We start from the raw sequence: 18,814 nt of genomic DNA, 5'->3' as shown, positions 1-18,814 counted from the left end.
TATTTAATAATAAGGAGAATGAGTTATGTCTAAAATTACATTTCTAGGGGCCGGAAGTACTGTTTTTGCGAAAAATGTTCTTGGTGATTGCATGCTAACACCTGCTCTTCAAGAATTTGAACTTGCTCTGTTCGATATCGATGATCAGCGTTTAAAAGACTCTGAAAATATGTTGATTAATCTAAAGGCAAGCATGGGTAGCAGTGTTCAAGTAAAGGCGTATACAAACCGAAAAGAAGCGCTCCGTGGCGCTAAATACGTGATTAATGCCATTCAAGTAGGTGGCTATAAGCCGAGTACTGTAATTGACTTTGAAATTCCCAAAAAGTACGGATTACGGCAAACGATAGGCGATACAATTGGAATTGGAGGGATCTTTCGATCGCTACGTACGATTCCAGTTATGCTTGATTTTGCAAAAGATATTAAAGAAGTTTGTCCGGATGCTATGTTTTTAAATTATACTAACCCGATGGCGACGTTGACTGGTGCGATGCTTCGCTATGGCGGCGTCAAAACTGTAGGACTTTGCCACAGTGTGCAGGCGTGTGTGCCGGAATTATTTAAATCTCTAGATATGGACTCTAACAATGTTCAATGGAAGGTAGCGGGAATTAACCACCTTGCATGGCTTCTAGAGATAACAAGGGATGGGAAAGACCTGTATCCTGAAATCAAAAAGCGCGCTATTGAGAAACAGAAAGAAAAGCACGATGATATGGTACGCTTCGAATTGATGCAACGGTTTGGTTATTATGTAACAGAGTCTTCAGAGCATAATGCAGAATACCATCCTTACTTTATTAAAAAGAATTATCCTGAGCTGATCGATAAGTACAACATACCGCTGGATGAATATCCTCACAGGTGCGTTAGCCAGATTGAAGAGTGGGAGAAAACGCGAGAGGATATCGTAAATAACCAGAACCTGACTCATGAACGAACCCATGAATACGCATCCTATATTATAGAAGCGATGGAGACGGACGTCCCGTTCAAAATTAATGGTAATGTTTTAAACAATGGTGGTTTGATTAGTAATTTACCAACGAAGGCTGTTGTAGAAGTTCCTTGTCTTGTAGATCGTAGTGGGATTACCCCTTGTTATGTAGGAGAACTTCCTGAACAATTGGCAGCACTAGACCGTACAAATATAAACACGCAGCTTCTTACCATTGAAGCGGCTATGACCGGTAAGCGTGAACATATTTATCAGGCTGCTATGCTCGATCCGCATACTGCTGCTGAGCTTTCCATGGAAGATATCGTGTTACTTTGTGATGACTTGATCGAAGCGCATGGTGAGTGGCTTCCAACGTTTTATAAAGAGTCTGTGTTGAAATAAGAAGTGAAGAGCAAGAAAAAAGGAACATTTCTTCCGAGAGAAGAGTGTTCCTTTTTAATGATTTAGATGGTTTCCTTCGACATGATTCATGGAATTTCGGGGAGTGACAGGCACCAAAAAAGACGCACCCAACAGGTGCGCCTTCAAACATTTATTATTTAATGATTTTCTGATCTCTCGCCATTGCTTTCGCCACTTTCGGTGCCAGCCAGATCATTGGTAAGAGGATGAGTGATACTGGGACGGCTGTTACAACAATAAAGTTCTGCAGTTGAGTAATACCATTGTCGCCTGTAATTAAAAGAATGACGGCTACACTACCCATAAGAATTGCCCAGAAAACGCGAAGTCATCTCTGAGGGTCTCCTTCACCTGTAACTGCCATTGCTATCGTATACGACATCGAGTCGCTTGTCGTCACAACGAATAGTATCGTTAAGATCAAGAAAAGTGGTGAAATAACGCTTGCGAGCGGGAATTGCTCCGTAATCGCAAACATAGCTGCTGGGTTACCAGCTGCATTCAACGCTTCTGAAATCGAACCGGGGTTCGATAGTTCAAAGAAGATACCTGATCCGCCAAGAACAGTAAACCAGAATGTTGAAATGACCGGTGCGAAAATGGATACCGCAATAATGATATCTCGGATTGTACGTCCTCTTGAAATACGGCTCATTAAAATCGCCATCATCGGACCGTAACCGATGAACCAGCCCCAGAAGAAGACTGTCCAGAATGAAAGCCAGCCTGTGTCGGCACGGAACGTACTCATCGTAACGAATTGATCCACGTAAACGCCAAAGCCGGAAATAAAGTGGTCAAAAATAAATCCACCCGGCCCAAAGATAACGATAAAGATCATTTATAGAGGCTTAGCTCAGGTTTATCTAAGCCACCTAATTTTATTTTTCCATACTTAGAGAACGCCAATCCTAATCCAACGAAGAACGTTGCCAGCATTAATACTTGCAAGAAAGCTCCGAAATATTTCGCTGACCAGGCAAAGCTAGTGCTAACGAGGTTTTCAAGTAATGAAATATCGAAAAGTGCAAGAGTCACGAAGAGGACAAGAACCCCACCGCTTATTCCAAAGACGGCCAATCAATTCGCCCAGTTTCTTCTTTATTGTTCATGACTCCTTTAATCTCTTTTTAAAACACAATTACTTACTCTACCACCACCATTAGTATGGTGTAAAGCGTAATACTTTAATCTGATTAATCGCTTAATTCCACCATCTAGAAGGCATTTTAGGGGTAAATGGGGGGTCAGACACGTGTCTGACCCCCCATTTACCTCTTCTTCTTTCTGATTTGTTAGGTAATCTTACAGTCAGGTCGATAATAGAGTAAAAATAACAAAATTTGATGTAACATTATTTTACATGATTGTAGAAGATTAACAGAAATTATACTAAAGTAGCCTGTAATTCAAAATGTTGGAGGGGAATTATGCTACCATCTAGTGTTGGTTACTTTCTGTTATTAATTTTTGGAATATTCTTTACTCTTGTGACGATCCTAATGCAACGGAAAAAGAAACAAACAATGACAGCGGAGCAATTCAGTACAGCGGGAAGAAGCGTGGGAGTTGGGTTAACGAGTGCTTCGATTATTGCGGCATGGACGTGGGCTGCCACATTGATGATGTCCTCAGCTACTGGTTATCAGTATGGGATTAGTGGACCTTACTGGTATGCTGCTGGTGCTTGTATTCAAGTTCTGTTATTTGCCATTGTAGCTATTCAATTAAAGCGAAGGGCTCCGAATGCTCACACTTTTCTTGAATTTATCGGCCAACGCTTTGATATTAAAAATCATCGCTTGATGATGGTCTTTGCGTTGATGACGAATATACTTGTTACAGCAATGGTTATTCTAGGTGGTGCCATTGCCTTGAATTCGTTAACAGGGATGAACTTATTTATTGCAGCTTTCTTAATTCCTTTAACTTTTACAGTTTATACAATGATTGGTGGTTTGAAGGCTTCCTTTATTGCGGATTATTTTAATACGGTAATGATCTTTGTGATCCTCACCATCTTCGCCGTCACCATTTATGTGAAATTCGGTATTAGTCCGATATATGAAGGGCTAAGCCAATTACCGGAGTCATCCTCTATGCTCACAATGGCATCTGTATCAGGATTATTTTTTGGAATGATTAACATTATAGGAAACTTTGGAGCCGTTTTCGTTGACCAGGCCTACTGGCAGCGTGCCATTGCGAGTAAAGACAGTGCAACTTCTAAAGCATACATATATGGTGGTCTTGCATGGTTTTCAATACCGTTCGCGATTGCAACATTTCTAGGTGTTAGTGCCGCAGGATTAGGAATAACTGTTGGATCTCCTGATTCAATTGCTCCAGAAATGGCAGCTCATTTACTAGGGAGTGTTGGTTCGATTCTTTTCTTAGCCATGTTATTTATGGCTGTAATGTCTACAGGTGCTGCCGAATTGACGGCCATTACGAACATCATTGTGACGGATATTTATCGTCACTCAATCAACCCAAAAGCTAGTAGTGAAAAACTCTTAAGTGTATCTCGAAAAGTGACGCTTGGATTTGGATTGATGATGGGATTAGTCTCAATCCTGCTGTTTTATGTAGGAATCAGCTTGAGTTTTGTTTACATGGCAATGGGAATTTTCGTGAGCGGAGCGGTAATACCGGTCACACTGGGATTATTGTGGAAGAAGGCTACAAATAGTGGAACTTTTTATGGTGCGCTATTTGGTTTAATTAGTGGCGTCACAGTCTGGATTACATCTGCAAATCTTCTTGTAGGAGAAATTAGTGTCACGTCATTAGGGCAACTGCAGCCGATGTTCTTCGGAAATATCACTGTATTCCTGGTGAGTGGAACCATTTCAATTGGTCACGGTTTGATAGCAAATAAGGAATTTGACTTTGATAGTCTAAAAGATAAATTTAAAAGCTTTGATGAAGAAGAAACTGTTGACGAAGGGGAGGGATTCGGTTTTGAAAGAAGAGCAGCTGAATAAAGACGCAAAGGTATGTACGAGGTGGGCGCTCGGATTGACGGCGGTATTCATCATTATTTTTCCGGGGATCATGTTTGTTACAGGATACGATTATAGCCTGGCGTTTTTCAAAGGATGGACGTATGTATCATTCGGTTGGCTGATCGTTGCTGGTTTCTACATTGCATGCAGGCCGATCGTCGAATTCTTTCAGCAAAGAGAATAAGTAAAACAGAAGGCGGCATCCTTGGATGGGAGGTCGTCTTTTTAATTTTTGTCTATTCTTATTGTGTGATAGAGTAATCTTCATATAAATATGTGAGGAGAGAGCGTTATGTCAGACTTAAAAGATCGTGTCATTCTTATTACAGGTGCCAATCGCGGTCAGGGGAAAGCGATTGCTGAGCACCTTGCTTCATTAGAGGGCTTGGTGGTAGTTGCTGCCCGTCGTTATGAAAGTGCTGAGGAAGTGGCAGAGGCAATTGGAGAAAATCGGGCTTATCCAGTTCAGTTAGATGTGACCAAAGAATCAGAATGGGATTCTGCAGTGAATGAAGTGGTAGATCAGTTCAGCAAAATTGATGTGCTGGTTAATAATGCCGGGTACCTGAACCGCAAACCGTTTACAGAGATCTCGATGACTGATCAACAGATGATAAATGTGAATCAACTTGGTGTTTTCCTTGGTATGCAGGCTGTGATTCCAAGGATGGAGATGCAGCAGCAAGGTGTTGAAACAGAAATGGCAACACAGGGGAATGGAGTTCCTGATTTTTATAACTATATTCCTCTCGGGAGAATCGGTCAGCCAGTTGAAATTGCCAAAGCGATCGCATTTCTTTCTTCTGATGATAGCTCGTATTGTACAGGAACAGAAATTGTTGTAGATGGCGGGATGACGCTTGGGTCTGCTGATGTTTAAGGTGAAGGGGTCAGACACGTGTCTGACCCCTTACAGTTGAATTCCTGGGGTTAGGCAGTTACAATGGGAAACTGGGACTGAAATAGAATGTTTGGTCTTAAAAAAGTGCAATAGATGTTAGTTAGTAGTAATGATAGAACTGAATGTGATTCTTCAGTTGAATGGTCGCAGGAGACCTGACTATTGGACTGTTAATTATAAATAAATTCAGAAGGCGACTCGGATAAACTTCCCGAGACTTCTCTAGAAATATAAGATAAGCAAGACCAAACCACATACAAGGTAGCAATGAGCTGGACAATTAGAGTCAGACATAAGCCGAAAAGGAGATTCATTCCTTTTCGGCTTTTTTTATTTCTTGTGAGGGATCAGACCCGTGTCTGACCCCTCACACCAAAAAATGGAGGTAATAAAATGTTTACGTTAAGTGATATACCAATGTTCTTTGTGAACTTTTTTCTGATTTTACCGATCGTTACGCTAGTACATGAGCTAGGGCATGTTCTTGTCGCAAGGCTGTTTGGTGGGAAAATTAAATTCTGTATTGGCACAGGGGAAAGAATCTTAAGTATCGGTCCACTTGAAGTAAGAAAGAAATACTTCATGGAAGGTTGGTGTCAGTATGACAAACTAACCTACGACAAAACCTGGTCACATGTGTCTATCTATCTAGCAGGTAGTCTGTTTAATTTAGTATTAATCTTGATTATTAATTATTTAATTCTTACTAATGTACTGCCAGAAGCGTTAGTCTTTAAACAATTTGTTTATTTCTCTTTCTATTTTATCTTCTTCTCGTTAATGCCTTATAAGAACGAAGATGGGAAACCAAGTGATGGTATGGCGATCTATGACGTTATTCGTTATGGAAAGGCAGAGGATCCAATCGACTAGGGGTTCGTTCATTATTCGACGAATTAGGACATAAAGCGGGTGGTAAGCGGGTGGTGACAGGCACCGAAGCACCACCGACAGGCACCTAAAGCAACCGCACCCGCTGCACTCACGTCTCATGAGCATTTACTTCGTACGCTACTCGAATTCCAGATTCGATTGCTCCTTCCATCCATCCATGGAAGGAAGAGGTGTGTTCTCCTGCGAAGTGAAGTCTTCCTTCTGGCTGACTGATCACCTGCCCAAGATTTTCTTCCTGCCCAGGTGTGAAAAGTGTAAAGCAGCCTGCAGAGTAGGGATTGCTGCCCCAATTAAAGGGAACAGCTTGCATGAATTCCGTGTAGACCTCACTTCCATAAATCTTCGCAAGATCCTTCAGCAGGAACGTTGTCAGCTCTTTCTTAGGTAAGCTCCCCCAGAGGACAGCATCCTGTCCCCAGCTGTAGCTCGCTAATAAGACCCCGGAGCCTGGTGACCCTACACCATGGGCAGGGACATAACTAAACCTGGTTGGTAAGTCAGATATAGCATTCCCAACATGATTCGTTTCCCAGAAACGGCGCCGGAATTCAATCGCAATTTTCATTGCTGGTACATTAATAAGCTCGCGAATGGCCTGCCACTTCTTGAAGGAAACCGAATGATAAGGGACAATGTCAATGAACTGAAGTACTGAGAACGGAACGGTCACAATAGCAACATCACCTTTTACACGATATCGTTCATCTGTATGTGGGTTTCGCGTTGCTACTTTGACTCCGTTTTCTAATTGGACGATTTTCTCAACTTTCTGATTCAAATATAGATCTTCTTGGAGTTGGTCTACAAACGAGTAAGGTAACCGATCGTTCCCTCCATGTATTTGGTAAAATTTGGTCGTCTTGCTGAAAATGGGATAAATGATGTCGGTCAAAATATCAATGAAAGAAAACCCAGGGAATCCTTCAATTCCTAGCATGACCCCAATACTTCGGATGGCATTAAGCGATAATGGTGTTCCGATTGGATTATATTGCAGGAATTCTCCCATCGAATATTCTCCGTACTCTGCAACTAACTTCTCCTGCTGTTCCGGCGTGCTGTTTTGATAAAGATCAATAAATGGTTGCGTCGCCTTAAGAAAAAGCTCAGTCGCAGTTTTTCCTTTCTCGCTTTCATCCACAGGAAATTCCAGAATATCTGGATTCTCTTCATATTCCTTTTTGGTGGTAAGAACATTATTCACATAGATTAAATCTTCAGGCGAGGAGTTATTGAAACGGATCACTGGTAGGTGAAAGTGCCGAATGTATTCGAATACAAGGGCGTGATTATCTGGAATTCTCATCGCTCCAGCATCAAAATACTGCCCTAACGAAAAAGGCTTTCTAATTGTGTAAACCCTGCCTCCAACGCGATCATTACCTTCTAAAATCGTTACACGATGGCCAGCTCGTTTCAACAGCGAAGCTGCAACTAATCCAGATAGTCCACTACCGATTATGATAACAGACTTCTTCTGCGAACTTTCTGTTAATCCATTTCGAATAAGGGAGAGCAAGTCTTCTGGATAACGTAATGAAGAAAACGGTTTGACCACCATATACACCTGCCTTTATTATTCCATCCATTAGGACAGGTAAAATCCTCCTTTAATGGAAGGTTCACTCTAAAGATATGTCATAGAAAAATAGGTTATGTAGAGCCAAGCAATTATTAACTTCCATAAATAAGGCCCAAAAAAGAATAGGAGAGTAGCGAAATGTCTAAACTGTTTGCACGATGAACCGCACAACAGGCGGAAACATATAATATTGAACAATTAACATTGCGGAGAAGAATTCATCTTTTCCACGTCAAGGAGGGAATGGAATAATGGGGGGGAATTACTCGAAGTCGCACAAATCTCCTTTTGCGAACCAATGCAATAAGCCAAACTTTCTTATCCTTATAGTTGATCAAGAAAGGTACCCTTCTGTTTATGAAAACAAGGAATTGAAGGAATGGCGTAGAGAGAACTTGGTCACACAGGAACTTTTACGAGAAAATGGTTTTGAGTTCAAAAGGCACTACGCTGGTAGCTCTGCTTGTTTGCCGAGTAGGACCACTCTTTGTACGGGGCATTATCCATCACTTCATGGTGTAACGCAAACGGGTGGTACGGCGAAAACCCCATTTGTTCAAAATACTGTTCCTACCGTGGGAGATTATTTACGTAAAGCAGGTTACCGACTGTACTCGGGGAAAAAGAAGCACCTCTCTGGTGAAGATATCATTATTCCATGTAATTCTGGGTCAGCAGCAGCAACTGAAATAAGTGATCGGAATGCGACCTATGCTACTGAAATTGTAGAATTACTTCAATCGCTTGAGAAAGGAAAAACGTCGGATACAACCCCATGGATGATAATAGGTTCGTTCATTAATCCCTTTAATATAACTTCAATTGGCGTCCCGTCAGAGCAAAGCCCCTTATCTAACTTCGAGGCCCATCCTTCCGATCCAATCATTCCAATACCAACTGTCGGTGAATCGTTGAGTATGAAAACAACCGCCGAGGAGAGCTATCGCAATACGTGTCCAAAAGCACTTCAATCCCTAATCGACACACCATTCTATCAACAGGTATACTATTCACTGCAGAAGCAGGCTGATCAAGAATTGCTGAAGGTCTTACAAGCTCTGCAGAAGTCTGCTTTCTACCAAGATACAATCGTTATCTTTTTATCAGAGCATGGGGAGTTATTTGGAGCTGGTGGGGTGTATCAAAAATGGTACAACACATATGAAGAGTCGATTCATGTTCCAATGATTATCCACAGTCCAGCCCTTTTCTCAGGAAGACAGAGTACAGAGATGCTTACAAGTCATGTGGATGTTCTACCGACGATTTTAGGGTTGGCGGGAATTGATGAAGAAGAAGTTCAAGGATTGCTGTGCTTTGATCATCCAGAAGTTCGTTCTCTGGTAGGACGCGATCTTACTCCACTTCTATCAGGAAGGAAGAGATTCTACAGGGCAAATGAACCGCTCTATTTTATGACGGATGATGACATTTCGAGTGCCGTTACCACACACAAACCTTACCAGGCAGTAACTCAACCAAACAGTGTCGAAGCGGTAATCACCAAGCTTCAAACCGGAAGAGATCATCAGAAGGAAATCTGGAAATATTCCCGGTACTGTTGGAACCCGCAATTCTGGAATAATCCAGGTGGAGAAGTTGTAACGGTCGAGCAAAGCGATACGGTTCTATCGGATGCTCACGAACAAAATTCTTTACGTGTAACTTCTACCCAATCACCACCGCTTGCTGATCATTTTGAATTGTATAACCTGACAACAGATCCACTTGAAGAGAAGAATCTAGCGAATCCCGCCTTTGAAACACCCGAATCGAAGGAAGCACAGAAGCTCTTAAATTTAGTTCTTAATGAACAATGTCGCCAGAAAAAATTATCTCCGATCAGTAGAAACGCCAGGTCAAATGCTGCCATATAATTCTAAGTGTAAACATAAAGAAGAGGAAGAGCAGACGCTCTTCCTCTTTCGACATTTATTGATAAATACCGGGTGGTGACAGGCACCAATAATCCTATGAAGCGATTTTCTCATTTCCGTTTTCTCTTTCTTCTGGCATTAACAATGGTTTAGGTGGACACATTTCCTTGGTCATTTTAGATACAACAATAATAGTCAACAATCCAGCAACCATTGCTAGCGTTCGAAATGGAAACAGTACTAATCCATCTTCGATCATTGGATATGGCAGGAAGATTGGGAGCCCAATGATCGGCTCTCCGCCTCCTATTCTCAGGAAGAATGAAACCACTAGTCCGGCGATCGAACCATACTTATTTGCATCTTTAAAGAACAGTGCAGTTGTGAGCTGCGGAAATAGAATAACATAAACTAGATCTGCGGCTAGATACCATAATGCATAAACACTTTGAACGTTCAAAGCAATGATGGTTGCTGCAATTCCAACAAGTATGATTGAACGTTTAATCATTTTTTTAAGTTGATCGCTTGATGCATTTGGTTTGACTAGTGGGCGATAGATATTCCATGCCGCCATAGATGAGGCTGATAGAATGGAAGAATCCATCGATGACATAACGGCTGCGGCGAGAGCTCCAAGCCCAATTGCACCAATTATATCAGGTGTTAAGTATTGCAAGACATAAGGGAGGATCATTGATGGATTATCAGGGGCATTTACACCAAGACTTGCCCAATCTGTATCTAATCCAATCGCACCAATAATAACTGCTGGTATGGCTGCAATAATACAGATGATTCCTGCTATGATCGATAACCACATTGCGGTATTCTCAGATTTAGCTGAAAGAACGCGCTGGAAATATACCTGCCAAGGTATACCTCCGAAGATAAGAAGCAACGCAAAATCCCACCAGTTCCAATAATAGTTACCCCACTCAGGGTCTTTCCATCCATCCAATGGAGGAAAGAGGCTCGCGTAGCTCCCCATGTCAGTTTGATAGTGGTTCCACACGGTACTTAAACCGCCAACTTCTGAAAGGGCAAAAGGAAGGACTAAGAAAAGACCGATCATGACAGCAAGCATCTGAAACACATCGGTAAAAGCAACGGACCACATACCACCAACTACTGTATAAGCTACGGCAATAATAGCTGATAGAATAATAGATGTTTGAAAGTCCAGTCCAAGAATTGTTCCAAAAGTGGTTCCTAAAGCTGTTAGAATGGCGCCACTCCAGAAGACTTCTCCTAATAATGCTGGGATATATAGAATACCGGCAACTTTTTTTCCGTATCGTTGTTCAAGCGGGTCAATCATTGTCATAAATTCGTATCGACGCATTTTTCTTGCATAAAAGATACCACCAATGATTAAGCTCAGCGCGTAACCCCATGGGGCTTGTGCCCATGCTAATCCAAGGGAATATGTAGATTCTGCCGTACCGGATATATAACCGCCTCCAACCCAGGTGGCAGCCATTGTAAACATTGAGATCCATAGGGGTAACGAGCGTTTAGCAACCATCATATCTGATGCCGATTCAGATTTGTTGCTGGCCATAAATGCCCCGATATAATAAATAACCCCGTAGAACACCAACATGGCAATAAAAGATCCCCAGTTAACATTAGAGCTTGTGGTTCCTAAATAAACAAACATAGCTAAGATCGCTACTACAAATGTACCTACTTTTAGTAGATTCCCTTTTCGTTTACTCAAATATCTTCACCTCATATAAATAGTTTTAGGTCAGCTTTTTCAGGCGTATCCCTGCCTGCCACGGGATACTTATCCTACATTTTATTCTTCCTTTTCAATAGGCAAAAAATCGAAACATTCACCTGATCGGAAGCTGATCACCAGTCTTTCTAACGATTCGTAGTACTTCTGTGAGCACGCTAACAAATTGTAATGATTTTGGGCTTCTTCTTTAATTTCTTCATCAACATCGTTATTTTCTATAATCTCGATTAACTGAAGGGGTTACCATACAAATCCATGGTTTTAGAAATTGATTGAATGACTACCGATTTTGCTTGTTCTAGTTGTTCTTGTGCTTTATCGTTCGCCTCTTTCACTTTTTCACCAACCTTCTATTTCGAAAATTAAGTGTGTTAAATATTTTCTTAACGCATTTAATATAAATACTACATGATTAACTTTTGATGTCAAATGGATAGGGACACCATTCTTCTCATTCCGAATAGGAGACTAAAATTAAACTTGCTAAACCTTTTGACAGAGGAAAATTGAAATGTTAGCATTAATATTAAAAATGTTAAGAAATAATTTAACAAACTTAACTCTAGGGCAGGAGGTATTTAGTTCTAGACGCTGGTACAACTGTAGGAATGAATTAGCAGTGAATAACGATGTTGATTTAATCTCCTTTACTGGTGGATTAAATACAGGAAGAAAAATTATGCAAGCAGCGAGTAATAATTTCAAGAAAATTGCACTTGAGCTTGGCGGTAAAAATCCCAATATCGTATTCTCTGATGGTGATTTTGAAACTGCGGTCGATCAGGCACTTAATGCTGCTTATTTTCATGCAGGACAGGTTTGTTCAGCAGGAGCACTATTGCTAGTAGAAGATTCGATTCATGATAAATTTGTCGATGCCTTAACTGAACGTGTTAAGCGAATCAAGCTTGGCAATGGATTCGATGATGACACGCAATTTGGCCCACTTATTTCAGCTGAATATCGTGAAAAAGTAGAGCAATATGTCGAAATTGGTAAACGTGAAGGAGCAAAGCTAGTTGTTGGGAGAAGCCGCCCGAAAGATGCTGACCTTCAAGAAGGTTTCTTCTATTTACCTACAGTTTTCACAGAATGTGATACATCCATGCGAATCGTTCAGGAACAGGTTTTGGCCCGGTATTAACAATTGAGTATTTTGAATCTGAGGAACAGGCTGATTAGCTGGGGCAGTTTGGAGCAGTGATATTAATAAGGCTGAGAGAGTCGCTGCATCATTAAGTAAGGGGACGGTCTGGATTAATGATTTCCATCCTTATTTCGCACAGGCGCCATGGGGCGGTTATAAGCAATCCGGAATAGGCCATGAATTAGGAACAGCAGGCTTTGAAGAATATACAGAAACCAAGCATATTTACCAGAATACTGCACCCGAACCAATCAAGTGGTTTAAATAAACTTTAAATTTCCTAAGGAGGAACATCTATAACCAGTGGGCTGTCATCCTGTCATCACAGATGTGGATCGTGAGTTTAAATTTAATACAGATGCTCCACTCATCGCAGCTCATTTAACGATCGTTGATCCTGAAATCCATGTATCCATGCCTCTGCATGTAACAGCTATGACAGGAACGATGCATTGTCACATGCGATGAATGCTATACAATTCCTGTTGCCTACGGACAATGCGTTGCGGCTATGATTGGACCTGTTATGGAGTTTAACCGGAAGGGTCATTAAAATGGTTGAAGAACTTGAAGTACCACCCCTTAAAGAGCAGGGTGTATCTGAAGACATGATCCCTCGTCTTGCTAATGAAGCTATGACAGATCCACAAACAGTAGGGAATCCACGTGATTTGAAAGCAGAAGATTACGAATGGATCTACAAACGTTGTTTTGATCTTATTCCAAAAACAGTTTAATTAATGTCGGTATTCTTTCTAATAGATAAATAGTTATATAAGTTTAAAAACACCGTTCGAACTTGCTTCGAACGGTGTTTACATATGGAACAGCTTTTTACGAAATAGAATTAATATAGTAAAGTACTAGAGAGTATTTGTAATCCTGACTAAAGGAGTGACCCATATATGCCACAAGCAACTACCCCTATTATTGAAAAAATTGAAAAAGCAGCTCTTCCATTGTTTGCGAGAAACGGGTTTGAAGGTACATCGCTCAGCAAAATTGCAAAAATAGTTGGAATTAAGAAACCCTCACTTTATGCCCATTTTGATAGTAAGGAAGATCTCTTTCTTGCTATGCTCCAGAAAGTGAATCGCGATTACCGGGAATTTCTAAGGGAAAAAGTTGATAAGTATAGTAATATGACTACGGAACAGCAGTTATATTGGTTGTTGAAAGACAATTCAACTTATCTGAAAAATGAAGACCTTGGCCTTCTATTTAAGAGGTTCATGCTCTTTCCGCCGTTAGAAGTGAAAGATACACTTAATGAACAATTTATTAAATCTGAAGAAGCCTTAACAGAGGTATTAATTGAAATTGTGAAGGATGGGAAGCAAAGAGGTGATATTCAGGCTGAAGAAGATAAAGTCATTGATGCTTATCTTTGCCTTCTTGATGGAACGTTTGAACAATTATTCTATTACTCTGAAGGGGAGCATGAGGAGCGCCTTAGTAACGCTTGGGTAGTTTTTTGGAGCGGGGTTCAGGGCTGTTAGAAATGTACTCCTCTAGTACTGCCTGCATTAGAGGGGAGAAGTCAACTGATCATTACTTCATATAACACTACAATACATTCAGTACGATGAGAGGTCGATTCCATTTCAGGGATCGGCCTTTTTTGTGTGGAGATTTTTTTTGCACCATGCCCCTTTTTCCACTTTCAAATCGATATATAGGATGAAAGGAGGTGATTCACATGGCAACAGCATCTCTCATGGAAACGCAACCTCGTATGGTTCTGGACGTTGGCGTTGATGAAAACGGCAAGACGATCTTTCGCAGCAAGAACTTCAACAACATCAAGCCATCCGCAACAACAGATTCGATTTTCGCAGTTGCACAGGCACTAGCACCACTACAGCAGCACAGCCTGTTCGCAGTTGAGCGCAATGATTCATCTGATCTTCAAGCGTAATTGAAAACCTATTCTACTAGAAAGGAGGTAATCCTCAATGGCTAAAACACTTGAGCTTCAATTCAACACCGCGTTCAACAAACCGTTCTCTATCACACTGAGCGATCCAGTTGAACTTGTAAATCCTGTAGCGGTTTCTGCTGCGATGGATGCTGTGATCGCACAGAATTGCTTTAGTACAAGTGGTGGTAATATTGTCGCGAAGAAAGGCGCTCGTATCATCGAGCGTAATGAGAACGACATCGTGATCGGGTAATTGAGTAGAGGGAGGACAGTAGTCCTTCCTCTTTCACGATGGCCAACCATAAACGAACAGGGAGGGGAAATGATGGAGTCCTGGATGACACTGATCAGCGACGTTGGCTTTCCGATTGTAGTCACGCTGTATTTGCTACATCGCATTGAACAGAAGCTCGATACGCTGAACGATACGATTCTACAGCTGCCAGATCACTTGAACACGAACCGTTCAAATTAAAAGACGGGTTACCCCGTGGAAAAGTAGTTGAGGTTCATCAGGATGAACCTCTCTCGCTTTCCCTGTGAAATGCCATACATAACAGCACGCTCAAACTTCATATCGAACAACGGCTTCCCATCCTCTATTTAAAATTGAAGATGGTGAGGTTTCTTAAAGTGTGCCGTTGTTCAAAACGTGGAAGGTCTACCACACGTTTCAAAACTAAACTTGCCAGGTGAGCTGAAGCCGATGCAGAAAATTCAGCGTTCTCAGGCTAAACGCAGTTCCCGGTTTCTGTGGTGAGAAGCTATGGCGAGAACGGCCCTTACGGTTCGGCAAGGTAACCAGGCGTACTACGGTACGGGTAGCAGCACGCAGACGACGCACATTGGACTGGTTTGATGTGTAGAAAGCGCGCTGTTGAAGGAATTCAAGCGTTCAAATCGGGTGATACGGTGGACCCCTAAGACGGTCTCAGTATACTTCAGTAAAGTGGACGGCTACTTTTACAGTACTGATGCGTTATTGTCAGCACTGTAAAGGTAGTCATTCTCTGTCCAATGTTTCCTATCTGATCTAGTGCCTTCAGTGGATTGAAGAGTGAAAAGTCAAGTTACCTATTTAAATCATAGGTAGGTGGGAATGGGGAGGAAGGGTCAGGAAGGTGGAGCGGATTAGGAAAAGATGGTACAGAAGAATGAATTGTAAGATAAATGAAACATTTACTAATTGTACTCGTAGAATTAGTGAGGGGTTGGAAAAGAGAAGATTGGTCAATTTATGGTGGCTGACAAGAGGATTACGTATTCTTGATGAAAAGAGGTGGAGTGAAAATGAATCATTCTATCACAAAAGAGAAGATCACACGTAGTAATATGATGGTTAACCTTGTAGCAGTCTTACTTTTCATTGTTATTGGCTTATTCCTGCTTCAACAGGGGTATTTGATCGCTTTTGTCATTATAGCAATTTGTTATGCTTTTTCGATGATTATCTATAACTCACTATACAGGCATTCTAGAGTGAGGAAAGCAAAGGATGTTGGTTAACAAGGTCTGGAGAATAACCTAAAGGTGCTTTTTCACTAAGAAAAAAGCTCTAAAACCATCACTATTAAATGAGGGTTTTAGAGTAGTTAGAACAGACAATAAATATGTGAACATAGAAAATGCTCAGATTATAAGCATCTGAGCATTTTCTATGTTTATAGACATATTACTGAGCTGACTCTTCATTCTCATCCTGATCATCGTCGTCTTCTTTGTCATCATACTCAACGTCTACTTCAACGTTGAGTACTTTTCCATTCATACCGTCTACTTCTACTTCCTCTTCACCTGACTCGGTTTTTATCTCAAATTCGTAAACAATTGTGTTCTTTTCTTTCTCTACTTCTTTATCAACTACTTCACCAGAAACTTCTTTTGTTGCAATTTTCTCAGCTTCTGCCTGTGTTATTTTCGCTTCTTCTGCTAGCTTGCTTTCGTTCTCATTAGCAAGGACATTTTCCATTCCGTCCGTTCCTTGATAAAGGAAGCCTCCCCCTACAAGTCCAAGTGTTACTCCTCCGATGATTAATGATTTTTTTATATTCATAATACTTCCTCCTCATGTGATTGGTGATCTTACAATTATTATGATACGGAAAGAATCTGATAAAAAAAGGATACAGGGATGAGAATAGGATGAGGGTATTCTCATGAAATTCTCATTTTCTTTTAGATGAATATCTGTTTAAGGATCGATACAATAAAAGGAGAGTTGACTTGAGAGGTGAAGGTAATGGAAAAAGAATCGATCTTGCTTGTAGAAGATGAAATAAATGTCATTCGCTTTATTCAGTTAGAGCTTGAACATGAAGGGTACGACGTAATCACAGCGAAAGATGGCGAAGAAGCGATGAATCGCTTTCGTGAACAAGAATATAGCGTTGTTCTATTGGATTGGATGCTACCAAAGCTTGATGGGCTTGAAGTCTGCAGGCGGATCAGGAAAGCAAGTGATGTTCCAATCATTATTCTAACAGCGCGTGATTATGTCGGAGATAAAATAATCGGACTTGATCGCGGTGCGGATGATTACATTACGAAACCATTTGAAATTGAAGAATTACTCGCAAGAATCCGAGCAGTGATGAGAAGGTCCAAATCAAGGGATAGACCAAATGAGGATATATTGAAAATCGAAAATCTTGAGGTTGATTTGAAAAGTCGACGCGTGAGGCGTGAAAATGATGAGATTGATCTGACGCAAAGGGAATTCGATTTATTAGTGTTTCTACTAAAACATGAGGGAGAAGCACTAAGCCGTGAATGGCTTCTCTCCGCTGTTTGGGGTTATGATTTCGCAGGAGAGACGAATGTAGTCGACGTCTACATACGCTACCTTCGAAACAAGCTTGATCGTCATTATGAGCCAACATTAATTCATACAGTTAGAGGAATTGGTTATATCCTCCGTTCCTCATAAGCGACAGTCAGGGGGAAGCATCTTGAAGAAACAACGGAATAAATCACTGCTTCATCAATTTACTTCATGGTATGTGTGGCAGTTTGTGATCGCCCTTCTCATCATTGGGATCATTGTACTCGGTGCAATTAATTTTTTCCTGTTTGAACGAACACAGGACGAGCTGCAGGCAATCGAAGAGAAACTTGTCATCGTTACGGGTGATGATGAATTACAGGAAGCGCTTGATGAAGTACTATATCCAGATCATGCAAATTACTATGTAGAAATTAGCCAGAACGGTGACGTGCTCGCTCGTTCACGAGGTGAAGATGAAACCCTTGATAAAGAAGATGAAGTGACCCTGCCGTGGTTTGACCAGTTTATATGGAACAGCGAGGAAGGGTTATTTTATAGAAGTGACGTACCGTTTCGAGCAAATGGCGTGATAAACATTAAAGTTCATCTGGAAGAAGAGCTCGAGTTTCTTCAACTGATTTTCTACATCCTCCTTATTACAGGAATTTTGAGCATCGTTCTGGGGTCATTTCTGATTTACCATCTAACGAAAAAGAGTCTGCACCCTCTTTTACTCATTACAGATGAAGTTGGTATGATGAGAGGGTCCGCAGATTTGCAGAAGCGGATACCTGAACCGGAAAGTCCAAAAGAATTGAAGGAGCTTGCAGGTACTTTCAATCAGCTTCTGCAACAACTAGAGGAACAATTTGAGCGGGAGAAGAGCTTCGTCTCGAACGCCTCTCACGAACTTAGAACCCCTTTAACCGCCTTTCGCGGCCATCTTAACTTGATTAAACGATGGGGGAAGGATGATCCAAATGTATTAGAGCAATCCATCCAGGCCCTAGATGATGAGAGCGCCCGCATGAAGCGGATTCTTGAGCAAATGCTCACCATCGCCAGAAATGAACACCAGGATAGTAAACAGGAAAAGGTTAATGTTACAGCAGTTGTTGATGAAGTCATCAGCCAGTTTGAAGGAAATCATCAGGTGCCCATTTCAGGAATTCTTAAGCAAGATGTCACCCTTTCAGGAGATGAAGAGCAGCTCAGGCAAATTGCAGTTATTTTAATCGAGAACTCCCTTCGCTACACATCGGAAGGACGAGTAACTGTTGAATTAACGCAAAAGGATAATGTTGTTTCGCTAAACGTTTCTGATACTGGAATCGGTATTCCACATAATGAGCAGAGTAAAATCTTTTCACGCTTTTATCGTGTTGATCAAAACCGCTCGAGAGAAACGGGTGGGACCGGACTTGGATTATCGATTGCGAAAGAACTAGTTGAGAATCATAATGGGACAATCAAAGTAGTAAGTGAAGAAGGCGCAGGGAGCACATTTACTGTCCGATTGCCTGTGAGATGAGCGGAGAGGTGAATTCTTTTATGAGAATTCATCTTTTTTATATCTACTAGAGCAAAAAATATAAATGGATAATTAT

At 41.2% G+C, this 18,814-nt stretch carries 17 protein-coding genes and 3 pseudogenes; 15 read left to right on the top strand and 5 right to left on the bottom strand.

Features of this window, described 5'->3' with window-relative positions:
• The first annotated feature begins 25 nt into the window (after positions 1 to 25).
• Positions 26 to 1,345: an alpha-glucosidase/alpha-galactosidase gene (locus ABFG93_RS06035; RefSeq protein ID WP_347551480.1), complete on the top strand. Its 1,320-nt coding sequence runs from the start codon at positions 26 to 28 to the stop codon at positions 1,343 to 1,345.
• Between the two features lie 154 nt (positions 1,346 to 1,499).
• On the opposite strand, the pseudogene ABFG93_RS06030 reads toward ABFG93_RS06035, so the two are convergent.
• Both ABFG93_RS06030 and ABFG93_RS23030 read right to left on the bottom strand, forming a co-directional pair.
• Positions 1,500 to 2,207: pseudogene (locus ABFG93_RS06030) on the bottom strand (BCCT family transporter); the annotation flags it as partial.
• Complete coding sequence (locus ABFG93_RS23030; RefSeq protein ID WP_431522078.1) at positions 2,204 to 2,404, bottom strand: BCCT family transporter; 201 nt, start codon at positions 2,402 to 2,404, stop codon at positions 2,204 to 2,206. The pseudogene ABFG93_RS06030 and the gene ABFG93_RS23030, both read right to left, overlap by 4 nt.
• 392 nt (positions 2,405 to 2,796) lie before the next feature.
• Here ABFG93_RS23030 and ABFG93_RS06025 point away from each other — a divergent pair, with 392 nt between their 5' ends.
• From ABFG93_RS06025 to ABFG93_RS06010, 4 genes are all read left to right on the top strand, one after another.
• The gene (locus tag ABFG93_RS06025; protein WP_347551478.1) at positions 2,797 to 4,353 is read left to right on the top strand and encodes a sodium:solute symporter family protein; all 1,557 of its coding nucleotides are present in this window, start codon (positions 2,797 to 2,799) and stop codon (positions 4,351 to 4,353) included.
• Positions 4,331 to 4,558 carry a hypothetical protein gene (locus ABFG93_RS06020; protein ID WP_347551477.1) on the top strand — a complete coding sequence of 76 codons (228 nt, stop codon included), beginning with the start codon at positions 4,331 to 4,333 and terminating at the stop codon, positions 4,556 to 4,558. Before ABFG93_RS06025 ends, ABFG93_RS06020 begins: the two co-directional genes overlap by 23 nt.
• Positions 4,559 to 4,666: 108 nt before the next feature.
• A complete protein-coding gene (locus ABFG93_RS06015; protein WP_347551475.1) occupies positions 4,667 to 5,254 on the top strand; it encodes an SDR family NAD(P)-dependent oxidoreductase in 588 nt (195 codons plus the stop codon).
• Positions 5,255 to 5,668: 414 nt separating this feature from the next.
• Entirely contained in the window at positions 5,669 to 6,148 is a 480-nt protein-coding gene (locus ABFG93_RS06010; protein WP_347551473.1) for a site-2 protease family protein, read from the top strand.
• Positions 6,149 to 6,257: 109 nt separating this feature from the next.
• Here the strand turns inward: ABFG93_RS06010 and ABFG93_RS06005 are convergent, their stop codons facing one another.
• Positions 6,258 to 7,730 (bottom strand): flavin monoamine oxidase family protein, encoded by a 1,473-nt coding sequence (locus ABFG93_RS06005; protein WP_347551471.1) that lies wholly within the window; start codon positions 7,728 to 7,730, stop codon positions 6,258 to 6,260.
• 272 nt (positions 7,731 to 8,002) lie between these two features.
• Between ABFG93_RS06005 and ABFG93_RS06000 the strand changes: the two genes are divergently transcribed.
• On the top strand, positions 8,003 to 9,628 hold the full coding sequence (locus tag ABFG93_RS06000) for a sulfatase-like hydrolase/transferase (RefSeq protein ID WP_347551469.1): 1,626 nt from the start codon (positions 8,003 to 8,005) through the stop codon (positions 9,626 to 9,628).
• Between the two features lie 94 nt (positions 9,629 to 9,722).
• Here ABFG93_RS06000 and ABFG93_RS05995 read toward each other — a convergent pair whose 3' ends face one another.
• Complete coding sequence (locus tag ABFG93_RS05995) at positions 9,723 to 11,291, bottom strand: sodium:solute symporter family protein (protein WP_347552771.1); 1,569 nt, start codon at positions 11,289 to 11,291, stop codon at positions 9,723 to 9,725.
• Positions 11,292 to 11,953: 662 nt separating this feature from the next.
• Between ABFG93_RS05995 and ABFG93_RS05990 the strand changes: the two are divergent.
• The 7 genes and pseudogenes from ABFG93_RS05990 to ABFG93_RS05960 all read left to right on the top strand — a co-directional run.
• Positions 11,954 to 12,790, top strand: a pseudogene (locus tag ABFG93_RS05990) (aldehyde dehydrogenase family protein); the annotation flags it as partial.
• A gap of 50 nt (positions 12,791 to 12,840) precedes the next feature.
• Positions 12,841 to 13,259 (top strand): annotated as a pseudogene (locus ABFG93_RS05985) (NAD-dependent alcohol dehydrogenase); the annotation flags it as partial.
• Positions 13,260 to 13,427: 168 nt separating this feature from the next.
• On the top strand, positions 13,428 to 14,021 hold the full coding sequence (locus ABFG93_RS05980; RefSeq protein ID WP_347551467.1) for a TetR/AcrR family transcriptional regulator: 594 nt from the start codon (positions 13,428 to 13,430) through the stop codon (positions 14,019 to 14,021).
• A 200-nt stretch (positions 14,022 to 14,221) separates the two neighbouring features.
• On the top strand, positions 14,222 to 14,440 hold the full coding sequence (locus ABFG93_RS05975) for a DUF1659 domain-containing protein (protein WP_347551465.1): 219 nt from the start codon (positions 14,222 to 14,224) through the stop codon (positions 14,438 to 14,440).
• A gap of 37 nt (positions 14,441 to 14,477) precedes the next feature.
• On the top strand, positions 14,478 to 14,696 hold the full coding sequence (locus ABFG93_RS05970; RefSeq protein WP_347551463.1) for a DUF2922 domain-containing protein: 219 nt from the start codon (positions 14,478 to 14,480) through the stop codon (positions 14,694 to 14,696).
• 72 nt (positions 14,697 to 14,768) lie between these two features.
• Entirely contained in the window at positions 14,769 to 14,918 is a 150-nt protein-coding gene (locus ABFG93_RS05965; protein ID WP_347552770.1) for a YvrJ family protein, read from the top strand.
• A gap of 815 nt (positions 14,919 to 15,733) precedes the next feature.
• A complete protein-coding gene (locus ABFG93_RS05960) occupies positions 15,734 to 15,949 on the top strand; it encodes a hypothetical protein (RefSeq protein ID WP_347551461.1) in 216 nt (71 codons plus the stop codon).
• 166 nt (positions 15,950 to 16,115) lie between these two features.
• Here the strand turns inward: ABFG93_RS05960 and ABFG93_RS05955 are convergent, their stop codons facing one another.
• Positions 16,116 to 16,496, bottom strand: coding sequence for a PepSY domain-containing protein (locus ABFG93_RS05955; RefSeq protein WP_347551460.1), 381 nt, complete (start codon positions 16,494 to 16,496; stop codon positions 16,116 to 16,118).
• 186 nt (positions 16,497 to 16,682) lie between these two features.
• Between ABFG93_RS05955 and ABFG93_RS05950 the strand changes: the two genes are divergently transcribed.
• Complete coding sequence (locus ABFG93_RS05950; protein ID WP_347551458.1) at positions 16,683 to 17,369, top strand: response regulator transcription factor; 687 nt, start codon at positions 16,683 to 16,685, stop codon at positions 17,367 to 17,369.
• Positions 17,370 to 17,391: 22 nt separating this feature from the next.
• On the top strand, positions 17,392 to 18,738 hold the full coding sequence (locus tag ABFG93_RS05945; protein WP_347551456.1) for an ATP-binding protein: 1,347 nt from the start codon (positions 17,392 to 17,394) through the stop codon (positions 18,736 to 18,738).
• Positions 18,739 to 18,814 lie beyond the last annotated feature (76 nt).

The organism is Pseudalkalibacillus hwajinpoensis, from assembly GCF_039851965.1.
Lineage (GTDB): Bacteria > Bacillota > Bacilli > Bacillales > Guptibacillaceae > Guptibacillus > Guptibacillus hwajinpoensis_E.
Note: the sequence above shows the minus strand (reverse complement) of the source record. Positions and strands in the feature narration are given on the sequence as shown.